Origin of the sequence: Kineococcus rubinsiae, assembly GCF_011839805.1 — a bacterium.
Lineage (GTDB): Bacteria > Actinomycetota > Actinomycetes > Actinomycetales > Kineococcaceae > Kineococcus > Kineococcus rubinsiae.
Map to the genome: position 1 here is coordinate 113,415 of NZ_VWPY01000001.1, position 15,214 is coordinate 128,628.

10 protein-coding genes are annotated in these 15,214 nt (G+C 76.1%); 6 read left to right on the forward strand and 4 right to left on the reverse strand.

Going from position 1 to position 15,214, the window contains the following annotated elements:
* Positions 1-165: 165 nt before the first annotated feature.
* From F1544_RS00520 to F1544_RS00545, 6 genes are all read left to right on the forward strand, one after another.
* Complete coding sequence (locus tag F1544_RS00520) at positions 166-1,839, forward strand: carbamoyltransferase family protein (RefSeq protein WP_167580867.1); 1,674 nt, start codon at positions 166-168, stop codon at positions 1,837-1,839.
* Positions 1,836-3,449: an HAD-IIIA family hydrolase gene (locus F1544_RS25980; RefSeq protein WP_167580869.1), complete on the forward strand. Its 1,614-nt coding sequence runs from the start codon at positions 1,836-1,838 to the stop codon at positions 3,447-3,449. The genes F1544_RS00520 and F1544_RS25980 overlap by 4 nt, the downstream gene beginning before the upstream one ends.
* Entirely contained in the window at positions 3,446-4,417 is a 972-nt protein-coding gene (locus tag F1544_RS25695; RefSeq protein ID WP_167580871.1) for a glycosyltransferase, read from the forward strand. The genes F1544_RS25980 and F1544_RS25695 overlap by 4 nt, the downstream gene beginning before the upstream one ends.
* The gene (locus F1544_RS23295) at positions 4,414-6,384 is read left to right on the forward strand and encodes a glycosyltransferase (RefSeq protein ID WP_208971031.1); all 1,971 of its coding nucleotides are present in this window, start codon (positions 4,414-4,416) and stop codon (positions 6,382-6,384) included. Before F1544_RS25695 ends, F1544_RS23295 begins: the two co-directional genes overlap by 4 nt.
* A 52-nt stretch (positions 6,385-6,436) precedes the next feature.
* Positions 6,437-7,390, forward strand: a complete 954-nt coding sequence (locus F1544_RS25985; RefSeq protein WP_167580873.1) for a glycosyltransferase family 9 protein — start codon at positions 6,437-6,439, stop codon at positions 7,388-7,390.
* A 165-nt stretch (positions 7,391-7,555) separates the two neighbouring features.
* A complete protein-coding gene (locus F1544_RS00545) occupies positions 7,556-8,164 on the forward strand; it encodes a class I SAM-dependent methyltransferase (protein WP_208971032.1) in 609 nt (202 codons plus the stop codon).
* Between the two features lie 96 nt (positions 8,165-8,260).
* Here F1544_RS00545 and F1544_RS00550 read toward each other — a convergent pair whose 3' ends face one another.
* The 4 genes from F1544_RS00550 to F1544_RS00565 form a co-directional block, all read right to left on the reverse strand.
* Entirely contained in the window at positions 8,261-11,074 is a 2,814-nt protein-coding gene (locus F1544_RS00550; protein ID WP_167580875.1) for a bifunctional YncE/alkaline phosphatase family protein, read from the reverse strand.
* A 1-nt stretch (position 11,075) separates the two neighbouring features.
* Positions 11,076-12,422, reverse strand: a complete 1,347-nt coding sequence (locus F1544_RS00555; RefSeq protein ID WP_167580877.1) for an ABC transporter permease — start codon at positions 12,420-12,422, stop codon at positions 11,076-11,078.
* Positions 12,419-13,399: an ABC transporter ATP-binding protein gene (locus F1544_RS00560; RefSeq protein ID WP_167580879.1), complete on the reverse strand. Its 981-nt coding sequence runs from the start codon at positions 13,397-13,399 to the stop codon at positions 12,419-12,421. Before F1544_RS00560 ends, F1544_RS00555 begins: the two co-directional genes overlap by 4 nt.
* Positions 13,400-13,644: 245 nt before the next feature.
* On the reverse strand, positions 13,645-15,171 hold the full coding sequence (locus F1544_RS00565) for an MFS transporter (RefSeq protein ID WP_167580881.1): 1,527 nt from the start codon (positions 15,169-15,171) through the stop codon (positions 13,645-13,647).
* Between the last annotated feature and the right edge of the window lie 43 nt (positions 15,172-15,214).

The following is a 15,214-nucleotide window of genomic DNA, read 5'->3' on the forward strand; positions in this document are numbered from 1 at the left end:
CGCGGCCAGGCGGGGCCGGGGTCCCGGACGTGCGGGGCTCGGCGGGCGATCGTGCCCGGAGTCTGGCAACGTACGCGGACGTCGGGCCAAGATCTTCGACCGACTGCAACATCCAGCGCTCAAGACGCGGGCGCTTTTCGCTCCCCCGCCCGGAGGTCCGCCGTCATGCGCGTCCTTGGTGTCAACGCCGTGTTCCACGACCCCGCGGCCGCGCTCGTGGTCGACGGTCAGGTCGTCGCAGCGGCGGAGGAGGAGCGCTTCAGCCGGCGCAAGCACGGCAAGCGCCCCGTGCCGTACTCCACGTGGGAGCTGCCCGAGCTGGCCATCCGCTCGTGCCTGCAGCAGGCGGGGCTGAGCATCACCGACGTCGACCTCGTCGGGTACTCCTACGACCCGCGCCTGGTCCTGCCGTCCTCGGAGCTCGACCTCGGCGACCCGGACGACGCGATCCGCACCGACTACGCGCGCCGCGCCCCCGAGGCCCTGGCCACGGCCTTCCCCGGCCTGGACCGCGAGAAGGTCCGCTTCGTCCCCCACCACGTCGCCCACGCCGCCTCGGCCGCGCTCGCCTCCCCCGAGGCCGCGCGCGCGGGCGGCAGCAGCGTGCTCACGGTCGACGGCCGCGGCGAGCAGATCTCCTCCCTCCTCGGCCGCTACACGGGCGGATCCCTGCAGGTGCTGGCCAGCCAGCGCCTGCCCGACTCCCTGGGCCTGGTCTACGAGAACCTCACGAGCCACCTGGGTTTCCTGCACTCCTCCGACGAGTACAAGGTCATGGCGCTCGCCTCCTACGGCAAGCCCCGCTTCGCCGACGAGATCGCGGAGTTCATCCACGCCACCGGCGACGGGGGTTTCGTCGCCCGCTCCCCCGAGTGGAGCCGGTGGGCCCCGCGGCTGCTGGACGGCGAGCAGTGGGACCCCCGCCGCGACACCGACCACGCCGACCTGGCCGCGTCGGTGCAGGAGGCCCTCGAGCGCACGCTCGTCGACCTCGCCACGTGGCTGCACGCGCAGACCGGCGACCGCGTCCTGACCATGGCCGGCGGCACCGCGCTGAACTGCGTCGCGAACTCCCGCATCTGGCGCGAGAGCCCCTTCGAGGAGGTCTTCGTGCAGCCCGCCGCGGGCGACTCGGGCACGGCTCTCGGTGCGGCGCTGCAGGTCTCGGCCGACGAGGGCGAGCTCGTGGCGCCCATGACGACCGCCGCCCTGGGCCGCGGGTGGAGCGACGACGAGCTCGCGGGCTGGCTGCAGCGCGCCCGCGTCCCGTACACGACGCCCGACGACCTGGCCGGTGAGGTCGCCGACGTGCTCGCCGCCGACGGCGTCGTGGCGTGGTTCCAGGGGCGCTCGGAGTTCGGGCCCCGCGCCCTGGGTCACCGCTCGCTCATGGCCCACCCCGGCCGCTCGGAGAACCTCGAGCGCCTCAACGACGTCAAGGGCCGTGAGCAGTTCCGGCCCGTGGCGCCCATGGTGCTGGCCGAGCGCGCGCCGGAGATCTTCTCCGACGGCCCGTTCCCGAGCCCGTACATGCTGTTCGTCCACGACGTGCGCCCGGAGTGGCGCCAGCGGATCCCCGCCGTCACCCACGTGGACGGCACGGCCCGCATCCAGACCATCGACGACGAGCGCACCCCGCAGGTGGCCGCGCTGCTGCGCGCGTTCGAGGCGCGCACGGGGCTGCCGGTCGTCGTGAACACCAGCCTGAACACCGCGGGGCGGCCCATGGTCGACGACCCCCGCGACGCGCTGGAGCTGTTCGGCTCCGCGCCCGTCGACGTCCTGGTCCTCGGTCCCCACCTCGTGCGACGGGCCGGTCTGTTCCAGGGCGGAGCGTGAGCACGGCCACCGGGGCCGTCGTCGGGCTCGCCCCGGGCCGGCCGGAGGAGAGCAGCGCCCCCGACGCGGGCACGAGCTTCTCCGTCGTCGTCCCGACGGTGGGGCGCCCGAGCCTGGGCGTGCTGCTGGACGGGCTGGCCGCGCAGACCGGCCCGCTGCCCGACCTCGTGGTCGTCGTCGACGACCGCCGCGGGCGCGACGCGGGCGAGGACCCGTGCGTCGCCGCCGTCGAGCGCGCCCGCACCGCCGGGCTCACCGTCCGCCTCGTGCGCTCGGGGGGCCGCGGGCCCGCCGCCGCGCGCAACGCGGGCTGGCGGCGCACGACCTCGGAGTGGGTCGCCTTCGTCGACGACGACGTCGAGCTGCCCGCGGTGTGGTCGCGCGAGCTGGTGCGCGACCTCGCGCAGTGCCTGCCCGACGTCGGCGGCTGCCAGGGCTCGATCACCGTGCCGCTTCCGCCCGACCGGCGCCCCACCGACTGGGAGCGCGGCACCGCGGGCCTGGAGACGGCCGCCTGGATCACCGCCGACATGGCCTACCGCCGCGAGGCGCTGGTCGCCGTCGCAGGCTTCGACGAGCGCTTCCCGCGCGCGTTCCGCGAGGACGCCGACCTGGCGCTGCGCGTCGTCGCGGCCGGGTGGGAGCTGGTGCGCGGCGGGCACCGGGCCGTGCACCCCGTGCGCCCCGCCGCCGACCTCGCGAGCCTGCGCCAGCAGGCCGGCAACGCCGACGACGTCCTGACCGCGGCCCTGCACGGGCGGGACTGGCGCCGCCGCGCCGACGCCCCCCTGGGCCGGCTGCCCTGGCACCTCGTCACCACCGCCGCCGCCCTGCTCGCCGTCGGGGCCACCGCCGCCGGGCGCCGCCGCAGCGCCGCCCTGGCCGCGACCTCCTGGGCCGGGCTGACCGCCGACTTCGCGTGGCGCCGCATCGCCCCGGGCCCGCGCACGCGCGACGAGGTCGCCCGCATGCTCGTCACGAGCGCCGCGATCCCGCCCGCCGCCGTCTTCCACCGCGCGAAGGGCGAGCTGCGCTGGCGCCGCCGCCCGCCGCACGCCTGGCCGCCGCCCGTGCGGGCCGTGCTCTTCGACCGCGACGGCACGCTGGTCCACGACGTGCCCTACAACGGCGACCCGGCGAAGGTCAGCCCGGTCGACGGCGCCGCCGCGGCCCTGCGCCGCGTGCGCGACGCCGGACTGCCCGTCGGTCTCGTCAGCAACCAGTCCGCCGTCGGCCGCGGCATGATCACCCTCGCCCAGGTCGACGCGGTCAACGCGCGCCTGGCCGACCTGGTCGGGCCCTTCGCGACCGTGCAGGTCTGCCCGGACGCGCCCGGCGTCCCCTCCACGTGCCGCAAGCCGGAGCCGGGCATGGTCCTGGCCGCCGCGGCCGCGCTGGGCGTCTCCCCCGCCGAGTGCCTCGTCGTGGGCGACATCGGCGCCGACGTCGACGCCGCGGTGTCCGCGGGCGCGCGCGCCGTCCTCGTGCCGATGCCCGTCACCCGGCCCGAGGAGGTCGAGGCGGCCCGCACCACCGACCGCGTGCAGGTGGCCGCGACCCTGGCCGAGGCCGTGGAGCTGGCCCTGCGCGCCGCGGGAGGTGCGGCGTGAGGATCCTCGTCTGGCACGTCCACGGCTCCTGGATGACGGCGTTCGTGCAGGGCCGCCACGACTACCTGCTGCCTCTGGTCCCCGACCGCGGGCCCGACGGCCGCGGCCGGGCCCGCACCTGGGACTGGCCCGCGAGCGCCGTCGAGGTCCCCGCGGAGGACCTGCGACACACCGACTTCGACGTCGTCGTGCTGCAGCGGCCCGAGGAGGTCGAGCTCGTCGAGCGCTGGACCGGCCGGCGCCCCGGCCGCGACGTGCCCGCTCTGTACGTCGAGCACGACGCGCCCCGGGCGGGCGCCGCGGACAGCCGCCACCCCCTGGCGGACCGCAAGGACCTCAAGGTCGTGCACGTCACGGCCTTCAACCGCCTCTACTGGGACTGCGGGGACGCGCCGACGGCCGTGGTCGAGCACGGCGTCGTCGACCCCGGCTACCGGTACACGGGGGCCTCGCCGTCGCTGGCCGTCTCGGTCAACGAGCCCGTGCGCCGCTGGCGCACGGCCGGGACCGACGTCGTGCTGCACCTCGCCGCGGGCGTCCCCGTGGCCGTGCACGGCATGGGCGTCCTGGACCTCGCCGAGCGCACGCACGGCACGCCGGCGGGGGCGAACCTCACGGTGCACGAGGACCTGCCGCAGGCGCGCCTGCACGAGGTGCTGGGCACGCACCGCGCCTACCTGCACCCCTACCGCTGGACGAGCCTGGGGCTCTCGCTCATCGAGGCCATGATGCTCGGCCTGCCCGTCCTCGCCCTGCCCGCCACCGCGGCGCCCGAGAACGTGCCGCGCGAGGCGGGGGTGCTCTCGAGCGACCCCGACGTGCTGCTGGCGACCGCGCGGCGGTGGATCGCGGAGCCGGAGGAGGCCCGGGCCGCGGGGCTCGCGGCGCGCGAGGCCGCCGTCGCGGCCTTCGGCGTGCACCGCTTCCAGGCGGACTGGGACCGACTGCTGACGGAGGTGACGTCGTGACGAACCCGACTGCGCGACAGGGGGTCCCGCCGCGGCGGATCGCCATGGTCTCGGAGCACGCCAGCCCGCTGGCGGTGCTGGGCGGCGTCGACGCCGGCGGTCAGAACGTCCACGTCGCCGCGCTCGCCGGGGCGCTGGCCGACCGCGGCCACGAGGTCGTCGTCTACACGCGCCGCGACGACCCGGACCTGCTGCGCCGCACGGCGCTGCGCCCCGGCGTCGACGTCGTGCACGTCGACGCGGGCCCGCCCGAGGTGCTCGGCAAGGACGAGCTGCCGCCGCACATGCCGGCCTTCGGCGAGGTGCTGCGGGAGGCGTGGGCCGGCGAGGGCCGCCCGGACGTCGTGCACGCCCACTTCTGGATGTCGGGCACGGCGGCCGTGCCCGCGGCGCGCGCCCTGGGCCTGCCCGTGGTGCAGACCTTCCACGCGCTGGGCAGCGTCAAGCGCCGCTACCAGGGCGCCGCCGACACGAGCCCAGCGGCGCGCATCCCCGCCGAGCGCTCCCTGGCCCGCGAGGCCGACCTCGTCATCGCCACCTGCAGCGACGAGGTCGCCGAGCTGCACGCCGCGGGCGTCCCCCCGCGCCGCGTCCAGGTCGTGCCCTGCGGCGTCGACGCGGCGCGCTTCTCCCCCGACGCCCCCGCGGTCGCCGACGTCGTGGGCCCCCGCCTGCCGGGCTGCCGCACCCGCCTGGTCACCGTGGGGCGCCTGGTGGAGCGCAAGGGCGTCGAGCAGGCCGTCCGCGCGCTGCGGTTCCTGCCGGAGGCCGAGCTGGTCGTGGCCGGCGGCCCCGACGCGGCCGGCCTCGCCGACGACGCGGAGGCCGTCCGGCTGCAGCGCCTCGCGCACGAGCTGGGCGTCGCGGACCGGCTGCGGATGGTCGGCCGGGTCGCTCCCGACGGCCTGCCCGGCGTCCTGCACGCGGCCGACGCGCTGCTGGCCACGCCCTGGTACGAGCCGTTCGGCATCGCCGTCCTGGAGGCCATGGCCGCGGGTCTGCCCGTCGTCGCCTCGGCCGTCGGCGGGATGCTCGACACGGTCCGCGACGGCGTCACGGGTCGGCTGGTCCCGGTCGACGCGACCGGGCACCTCGACCCGGCGGAGCTCGCCGACGCCGTGCGCGGCGTGGTGGACGACCCGGCCACGGCCGCCCGCATGGGCGCCGCCGGCCGCGAGCTGGCCCGCCAGCGCTACGACTGGGCGCGCGTGGCCGCGGCCACGGAGGCCGCCTACGACCTGGTCCTCGGGGGGCTGCGCGACGTGCGGACCCGCGACGCGGGCACCGACGACACCCCCGCCCGGCGCCCCGCGCGCAACCGGCGCCCGCGCGCCACGACCCGCTCCTGGCTGCGCGAGCACGTGGGGGAGCTCGAGGGCGTCCTGGCCGCGCTCGAGGCGCAGGGCGAGGCGATCGACCGCTGGGGCCGCCGGCTCGTCGACGTCGTCGACGGCGGCGGGCGGCTGCTGGTGGCGGGCAACGGCGGCAGCGCCGCGGAGGCCCAGCACCTGACGGCCGAGCTCGTGGGCCGGTTCACGGGCGAACGGCGGCCGCTGTCGGCCATCGCCCTGCACGCCGAGACCTCCACCCTCACGGCCGTCCTGAACGACTACGGCGCGGAGGAGGTCTACGCGCGCCAGGTCGAGGCGCACGGGCGCGAGGGCGACCTGCTCCTGCTGCTGTCCACGAGCGGCCGCAGCCCGAACCTCCTGCGGGCGGCCGAGCGGGCCCGCTCGCTGGGCCTGCAGGTCTGGGCGATGACCGTCGACGCGCCGAACCCGCTGCGGGAGCTGGCCGACGAGGTCATCGCGTTCCCCGGGCCGTCGACGTCGGCGGTGCAGGAGGGGCACCTCATGGCCGTGCACACGCTGTGCGTCGCCGTCGAGGTCCACCTCCCGGCGGCCCGCGACGGGCAGACCACCCTCGACCTGACGGCCCTGCCGCGCCGCGCCGGCGTCCCCGCGTGAGCCCGGTGCCCCGCCCCGCCGCCCCGGTTCCCGCTCCCCCGGCGGACCGGGCGTGACGCGGGAGCTCACCGACGGCGACGTCCTCGTCCTGCGCGCGCTCGGCCTCGGCGACCTGCTGGCCGGGATCCCCGCCCTCCGCGGGGTGCGGCGCCGCTGGCCCGGCCGGCGGCTGGTCCTCGCCGCCCCGCGGGCCATCGGGGAGTTCCTGCGGGCGTGCGGCGTGGTCGACGAGGTGCTGGTCACCTCCGGGCTGGACCCGCTGCCGGCGAAGGGGTCCGGGCACGTCGCGGTCGACCTGCACGGGCGCGGCCCCGCGAGCCAGGAGCTGCTGCTCGCCACGGGGCCGGAGTCCCTCCTGGGCTTCCGCAGCACCGCGACCGGCGGCCCCGCGTTCCCCGACGGGCCGCCGTGGTTCCTCGACGAGCACGAGGTGACGCGCTGGTGCCGGCTGCTGGCCGCGGCCGGCGGCGCGTGCGGGTCCGAGGACCTGCGGCTGCGGGAGCGGCCCGCGGCGCCTCCCGCCGGCCCGGTCGTCGTGCACCCCGGCGCCGCGTTCGCCGCCCGCCGCTGGCCCGTGGAGCGCTGGGCCGCCGTCGTGCGGGCGCTGACGGCGGGCGGGCACCCCGTCGTCGTCACGGGCACCGCCGACGAGGCCGGGCTCGGGGCCGCGCTCGCGGAGCACGGCGCGCGGGACCTCACGGGGGCCCTGGACCTCGACGGCCTCGCCGACGCGGTGGCCGCCAGCCGCCTCGTGCTGTCGGGCGACACGGGCACCGCGCACCTCGCGACGGCGTACGCCGTCCCCTCGGTCCTGCTGTTCGGGCCGACGCCGCCGCACTGGTGGGGACCGGCGATCGACGCCGACCTGCACACCGTCCTGTGGCACGGCGACCCGGCCGCGACCGACTACGTGGGCGACCCGCACGGCGCCGCACTGGACCCGACGCTCGGGCGCACCGGGGTCGACGAGGTCCTCGCGGCCGCCGCGCGGCACCTCCCGCGGTAGGACCAGCCGCCCCGGTCAGGCGCGGTCGTGCAGGCTCACGTGGTGGCCGTCGGGGTACGGCACCGACCTCGCGCGCCCCCGTGCGGACCCGCGGCGTCCCACCCCGGCGCCGCACGTGGCACGCTGCTCGGCCTGGACGTCCTCCGGCCGGTCGGGAAGGTCCCCGTGAACGTCAGCTACGCCCTCGCCTACCGCTTCGGCATCACGCCGTGGGAACACGCCATGGCGGCCGGTGCCGGCCAGTTCGCCGCGCTGCTCGACCGGGAGGAGGCCGAGCGCGTTCCCCCGTTCGGCCACGCCCTCGACCTCGGGTGCGGCACCGGCACGCACGCCGTGCAGCTGGCCGGTCGCGGCTGGGAGGTCAGCGCGGTCGACGCGGTGCCGTCCGCCGTGCGCCGCACTCGCGAGCGGGCCGTGGGGCACGGCGTGGACGTCGACGCGCTCGAGGACGACGTGACGGCGCTCGACCCGGCCCGCGTCGCCCGCCCGGTCGACTTCTTCCTCGACGCGGGCTGCTTCAACGGGCTCCGGCGCACGCAGCGCGCGGCCCTGGGCCGCGGGGTCACCGCGTGCGCCGCGCCCCGCGCCACCCTCCTGGTGCTCGCCTTCGAGCCGGGACACCGGGGGCCGCTGCCCCGTGGGGCCAGCCGCTCCGACGTGACCTGGGCCTTCCCCGGGTGGGACGTCGTGGCCCAGGACGTCGCGGACAGCAGGGGGTTCCCGGCGCCGCTGCGCGACACCGGCCCGCAGTGGTACCGCCTGCGGCGCCGCTGACCGGCCCTGCCGGAACCGGGTGGGCGCAACGCCGACGGCCCACCGGGGAGACCGGTGGGCCGTCGGGTCACGCTGCTGCCGGGTGCTCCGGCGACCTCACTCCGTGTCGCCGCTGGGGATGTTCGCCCCCGGGACCGCCGCCGGCGCGTAGATCGTGGTGTCACCCGGGTAGGGCGTCGTCCACTCGTGCGCGCGGTACCAGGTCCAGCGGTTCATCTGCTCGGGGTTCGCGGAGTCCGCGACGGCGTTCGGCCCCGAGAACTTCTGCTTCGCGGCCCAGGCCGCCCACTGCGTCGCGACGGACTGCTGCGCGGCCGGGACGGTGAGCGCCTGCGCCTGCGCGCTCTTCAGCTGCGCCGCAGGCGCACCGGCGAGGCCGAGGGTGTCCGGGCCGCAGGCCGGCGCGGTCGCGACGCCCTCGGTGAGCGGGACCTGGTTCGGGACCGCCGTGAAGGGTGTGAAGTCGGGCTCGTCCGTGAACGCCGCCGCCATCGGCGTCGCCGCGGCGAGCTTCTGGTTCAGCGGCTGGGCGCCGAGGATCTGCTCGATGGTCCGCACCATGTTGAGCTGGGTGTAGTAGGTGCTGTCCACCACCCCGTGCTGGGCGTAGGGGCTGATGACCTGCACGGGGGCCCGGTGCCCGTCGACGTGGTCGGCGCCGGCCTGGCTGTCGTCCTCGACCACGAAGATCGCGGAGTCCTTCCAGTACGGGCTGTGCGAGATCTCGTCGACCATCTTCCCGACGGCGAGGTCGTTGTCGGCGACCTGGGCGCGCGGGTCGGGCGTGCCGCCCGTGTGGTCGCTGGAGAGCCAGAACATGTTCAGCGCGGCCGGGCCGTTCTTCTCGAAGTCCTGCTTCCACACCTGGTACCGGTACTGGTCCGGGATGTCGGTGTCGAACTTCGGGTAGGCGTGGTCGGTGATGGCGTTCAGCGACGGGATCGGCGACTCGGTGTCCTGCTTGATCGCCGGGTCGAACAGCGCGCTCGGGTCACCGCCCGCGTCCACGGCCTTGGTGGCGCAGTAGTACGACTGCCACGTGGCGGTCGCAGGCTTGGTCTCGAACTGCGTGAACTCCCCGAAGTTCCGCACGCTCCTGCCCGCGGTCTCGGCCGCGGTCCACAGGAAGCCCGAGCGCTGGTGGCCGAGGACGTCGTCCTCGGTGTCGTAGCTGCGCACGTACTCGCCCGCCGAGGACTCGGTGTACTCCGGGTTGTCGCCCTGCATGAGCCAGTTGTGGCCCTCGGCGGAGTTCGTGCCGATGTCGTAGGTGTTGTCGTACAGGCCGAACTGCTTCGCCAGCGCGTGCTGGTTGGGCGTGACCGTCTGGCCGAACTGGGCCAGCGTGGCGTCGCCGTTGCCGCGGGCGTCGTCGCCGTACACCTGGTCGTAGGTGCGGTTCTCCTTCACCAGCAGGAAGACGTGCTTGATGGTGGAGGGGTCGCCGACCCGCGCCGGCACGGCCACGGGTGCCGCCTTCTTCTTGCCGGCCTGGACGACGTCCTTGCTGCCCCAGCCGTTCTGGGCGAACACGGTCTTGGTGTACCCCGCGAGCTCGGCGTCGCTCGGGAGGGTGAACCGGGTGAGGGACGCCGTGGTGCTGTGCGTCCCGTGCCCCGTCGCGGGCGTCGTGCCCGCGCCCTGCTTGAAGGTGAGGGCCGGGCCGCGCGCGTCGATGCCGCGGGTGTTGGTGACGACGACCTGGTTCCCGACGGTCGCGATGTCGGCCGGGTAGTAGTCCGTCGGCAGCAGGCCGAGGGAGCTCACCGGCTCCTGGGGGCGGGTCGTGTAGCGGTACACGGCCACGGCGTTGGCGCGGCCGAGGGTGACCAGGAGGTGCCCGTCGGCGGTGGTGGCGACGGCGGTGGGCTCGTAGCCGACCGCGGACGACGCCCAGGGCTTCGTGGAGATCGTCTGCACGACCTTCTCGCCCCGCGTGTCGATGACCGACACGGTGTCGCTGCCGGTGTCGGCGACGTACAGCGCGCTGCCCGCGAGGTGCAGCGCCGTCGGGTGCAGGCCGACCGGGATGGAGCGGACCGGGGTCGAGGTGCGGGCCGTGTCGATGACGCTGACGGTCCCTGTGGTGGACGTGCCGAGGTACGGGTCGGCGGGCACGGCGGTGCCGTAGGAGTTGATCGCCGCCTCACCGGGCCGGGCGGGGCGGCCGCCCTCGTTGGACACGTACAGCGTGCTGCCGACCACGGCGATCTCGCGGGGGGCCGTGCCCACGTTCCAGGTCTGCTTGACGGATCCCGTGGCCGGGTCCAGCGCCACGACGGTGTTCTGGCCGTTGACGGGGACGTAGACGGTCTTCGCGTCGGCGGAGTACACGGGCTTGCCGGGCAGCGCGGACAGGCCGTTCAGCTGCAGCAGCGCGACCACGGTGCCGGTGCCGAGCGTGCCGTCGGCGTTGACCGGGAACCGGGTCAGGCCGTCGGTCTGCGAGAGCCAGAGGAACCTGCCGTCCGGGGAGAACGTCGGCGCCTCCTGCCCGACGCTGCCGTCCTTCACGACCTCGTTCGCCGTGGTCTTCGTCCCGACGGTCCAGAGCAGCTTGTAGCTCTTCAGGTCGAACACCTGCAGGACGACCGACTTGTCGGTGCTGGCGGCGGCGAGGAGCCGCCCGTCCGGACTGACCGAGGAGCCCATGATCTTGCCGTTGTCGGTGACGAGCCGGTCGCCGATCGGCTTGAGCACCTGGTCGGAGGAGATCTGGAGGCCGTCGGGGTAGGTCGTGCCGACCTGGCGGTGCCCGAAGGCGGAGGTGGTGGCGTAGGCGACCCCCCCGCCGGTGACGGCGAGGACGGCGGTGCCGGCGGCGAGCACCTGCAGGGGGCGGCGGCCGAGGCGGCCCGGGAGACCCGTGGAGGCGGCCGGTCGCTGCCGGCGTCGTGTGACCTGGTGCATGTCAGCCCTTCGTGGTGGGTGCGAGCAGGTCGACGAGGCCGTCGAACTGCCAGATCGGGTTGGGCGCGTCGCCCGTGGGGGTGCGGACCTGGAAGAAGCCGTTGACCGCCTGCGGGCCGTCGCCGTCGGCGACGTAGCGCCCGTCGGCGGTGACGTCGAGCTGGTAGACGGCCGAGCCGACGGCCGTGGCGCCGGGGATGTGCCAGGACACGACGCACCGCCAGTCGTTGCCGGGCCCGGTGTCCGCGACCAGTCCGCCGCCCTTGTCGCAGGTGGCGCTCGTGCGCAGCTGCGCCTCGGTCACGTCCGGGCGTGCCAGCTCGCGCGTCTGCAGGCGGTACAGGTGGGCGTAGGAGGTGGCCAGCGAGGTCTGCAGCTGCTCGCGCCCGATGCCGGCTCCGCTCGCCGGGGCCGCGACCGCGACCCCGGCGACGGTCACCGCGAACAGGGCCGCGAGCGGCAGCACCACCCGGAGCAGGACCCGCCCGCCGAGGCCGTCGGAGGCCACGTCGGTGAAGTCGCGGCGCACGAACAGGTGACGCGCCAGCGCCGTCGCCGCGACGGCCCACACCAGGCCCACGCCCACGCCGAGGAGCAGCGGTGTCGTCTGCGCGGGCGTCGTGAACAGCCCGCGCCAGGCGAGGAAGGCGGAGCCGGGCAGGGCGACGCGCACGGCGACGGGCAGCGGCAGCAGCTGCACGAGCTGCAGCAGCAGTGCCAGCAGGGCGGGCAGCAGGAGCCCCGTCGGCGACCGGCCCAGCGCCACCGACCCGAGCAGCCCGACGGCCGCGAACGCGCAGGTGGGAGCGAGGACCACGGCCCAGGCCAGCAGCACCGTCCCCGCAGCCTGCCCCGGGGTGAGCAGGTGCCCGTCCAGGCCGACGAGCTCGTGCGAGCCGACGGCGAGGAGGCCCCCGACCAGGCTCGAGGCCGCCAGGGCCACGGCCAGGACCGCGAGGACGGTGGCGGCCGCGAGCGCCTTCGTCGCGAACAGGCGTCCCGGCGAGCGCACGACGGTCACGAGGTGGCGCCAGGTGCCCAGCCGGTCCTCCACGGCGAACGCGTCCCCGGCGACCAGCGACGTCAGCAGGGGCAGGATCCAGCTGCAGCAGAAGGACAGCACGACCAGCGAGCCGGCCCAGCCGGTCTGGCCCATCCAGCGCCCGAAGACGGTGTCGGTCGGCAGCGTGCTCTGCCGGCTGACCGCGGCCACGAACACCGCCGGGCCCACGGCGCAGACCAGCAGCAGCACGCGCGTGCGCCACTGGGCGGTCAGCTTGAGCAGCTCGAAGCGGTAGCCGCGCAGCGCGGACGCCGGGCGCGTGGGCACGGCGACGACCGCGCTCACCGGGACTCCCCCGTCCCGCGGCCACCGGCCGCGCCCACGAGCGGGCCGTCGTGCTGGCCCTCGGTGAGGGCGAGGAACGCGGCCTCGAGCGGCGCCACGACGGGGGCGACCTCGCGCACGGCCACGCCCGCCTGCACCAGGCGGGCGACGAGCCCCTCCAGCGCCGCCGTCGAGGCGCGGACGACCAGCGCCCCCGCGTCCGGGCGCCGCGCGGGGTCGCCCCGCAGCACCCGCACGCCCGGCGCGGCCACGGCGACCCGTCGGGCCGCGTCGGTGTCGGACGTCCGCAGCCGGTGCTCCAGCTCCCCCGACTCGGCCGCGAGCTTCTCGATGGGCCCGGAGAACACCGGCCGGCCGGCCGCCAGGACCGTCACCTCCTCGCAGAGGGCGGTGACGTCGTCCATGCGGTGGCTGGAGACGACCACGGCAGCCCCGCCGGCGGCGAGGGCGGCGAGCACGGACTGCACCTGGCGCGCGCCGGCCGGGTCCAGCCCGTTGGCGGGCTCGTCCAGGACGAGGACCTGGGGGCGCAGCAGCAGCGCGGAGGCGAGGCCGAGGCGCTGGCGCATCCCGAGGGAGAAGCCGCGCACCCGGTCGTCGGCCACGTCGGCGAGGCCGACCTCCTCCAGTGCCGCGACGACGCCGGCACGGCTGTGCCCGCGCAGGTCCGCGACGGCGGCGAGGTTCTGCCGCGCCGTGAGCTGGGGGTAGAGCCCCGGACCGTCGACGAACCCGGCGACCTCGTCGGGCACGGCGCTGCCCCGGCGCACGGGGCGGCCCAGGAGCTCCAGGGTGCCGGCGTCGGCGGCGGTCAGCCCGAGCAGCAGCCCCAGCAGAGTCGTCTTGCCGGCGCCGTTGGGACCGAGGAGACCGTGCACCTGGCCGGCGGCGACGTCCAGGTCGACCCCGTCCAGGGCGACGACGTCCCCGAAGTGCTTGCGGACGCCCCGCGCCCGCACCGCTGCCGTGCCCGTCACCGGAACCTCCACCCCTTCGTTGCCCGGGGCGACGGTAGGGCGGGTGCACCCCGCACCGGGGGGACGCCCGGAGAACCCGAGGTGAACGTTGCCGTGGGCAATCGCACGATCACCCGGAGCGGCCCGGCGCGCGCACGGGTGAACTGCCGCTGCACCTCTCGGCCGGACCCGTGGAACGCCGCGCACACGCAGACGGCGCCGCCCCCGACCGGGGGGCGGCGCCGTCGCGCGGTGCGGGGGTCGCGTCAGTGGGCGACGGCGACCGGGGCGTCGTCGGGAGCCGGGGACGGCGAGGGGACGGTGGCCGCCGCCAGCCGCGCCTGGCGCACGCCGTGGCGGTTGACCATCCCGCCGGCCACGAGGGCGACGAGGACGAGGGCGGCCGAGCCGCAGGCGAAGGCCACGTGGTAACCGTGCAGGACGGCGTCGACGCGGTCCCCGCCGTTGCTGCCGAGGCGGTCGGTGACCGCGCTGGCGTAGACGGTGGACAGCAGCGCGGTGCCGATGGAGCCGCCGATCTGCTGGAAGGTGTTGACGCTGGCACCGGCGGCGCCGGCGTCCTCGCGGGCCACGCCGCTGGTGGCGGTGTTCATGGACGAGGAGATGATCAGGCCCATGCCGAGGCCGGTGACGACCAGGGCGGGCAGGACCGTCCCGGCCCAGGTGCTGTCCACCTCGGTGCGCAGGAACAGCGCGACACCCGCGGCGGCGAGGAGGCCACCGGTGCGGATGAGCACCTTCGGCCCGACGCGCGGGAGCAGGCGCGGGGTGATCTGCGTGGCGGCCGTCATGATCGACAGCGGCATCGGCAGGAACGACAGGCCGGTCTGCAGCGACGTGAACCCGAGGGTCTGGCTCAGGTAGTAGGTCAGGAACAGGAAGATCCCGAACATCGCGACCCCGACCAGGCCGATCGCGACGAGGGCCCCGCCCCGGTCGCGGTCGCGGACGATGCGCAGCGGCAGCAGCGGGTGGGCGACCCGGGACTCCACGAACACGAAGAGGGCGACGAGGGCGACGCCGGCGGCGAGGCACACGATCGTCGTGGCGTTCGCCCAGCCGTTGCGCTCGGCGGAGGAGAACCCGTAGACGATGCCGACCAGGCCGGTCGTGATGGTCACGGTGCCCAGCAGGTCGAGCTTGGGCCGCTTGCCGCGGGCCGCGGAGGGCACGACGAGCAGCGCACCGATCACGCCGACCACGGCGAAGACCACGTTGACGTAGAGGCACCAGCGCCACGACGTGTACTCGGTGAGGACGCCGCCGAGCAGGACGCCGATGGCCGCCCCCGACCCGGCGATGGCGCCGAAGACGCCGAACGCGCGGGCCCGGTCGGCCGGGTCGCGGAACGTCGTGGTGAGCAGGGCCAGGGCCGACGGCGCGAGCAGCGCGCCGAACACGCCCTGCAGGGTGCGGGCGGCGACGAGCTGCCCGAAGGTCTCGGCGAGCCCGCCCATGACGGAGGCGCCGGCGAAGCCGACGAGTCCGACCATGAAGGTGTTCTTGCGGCCGAACAGGTCGCCCAGGCGGCCGCCGAGCAGCAGCAGGGACCCGAAGGCCAGGGAGTAGGCGGTGACGATCCACTGGCGCTGGTCGTCGGCGAAGCCGAGGTCCTGCTGGGCGGAGGGCAGCGCGATGTTCACGATCGTCGCGTCGAGGACGACGGCGAGCTGGGCGATGCCGATGACGGCGAGGACCCACCAGCGGCGGTCCTTCTCGACGCGGTGGGCGGGCTGGGTGCGGGTGGTGCCCGTCCCGGTGTCGGAGCTCACGGAGTTCTCCCGTTGTTTCGAAAGGCGGGCGGTGGCCGGCGCG

What these genes read in the sequence shown, in the direction of transcription:
- F1544_RS00520 (WP_167580867.1), top strand. Translation starts at nt 166, where the DNA reads ATGCGCGTCCTTGGTGTCAACGCCGTGTTCCACGACCCCGCGGCCGCG.
- F1544_RS00550 (WP_167580875.1), bottom strand. Translation starts at nt 11,074, where the DNA reads ATGCACCAGGTCACACGACGCCGGCAGCGACCGGCCGCCTCCACGGGT.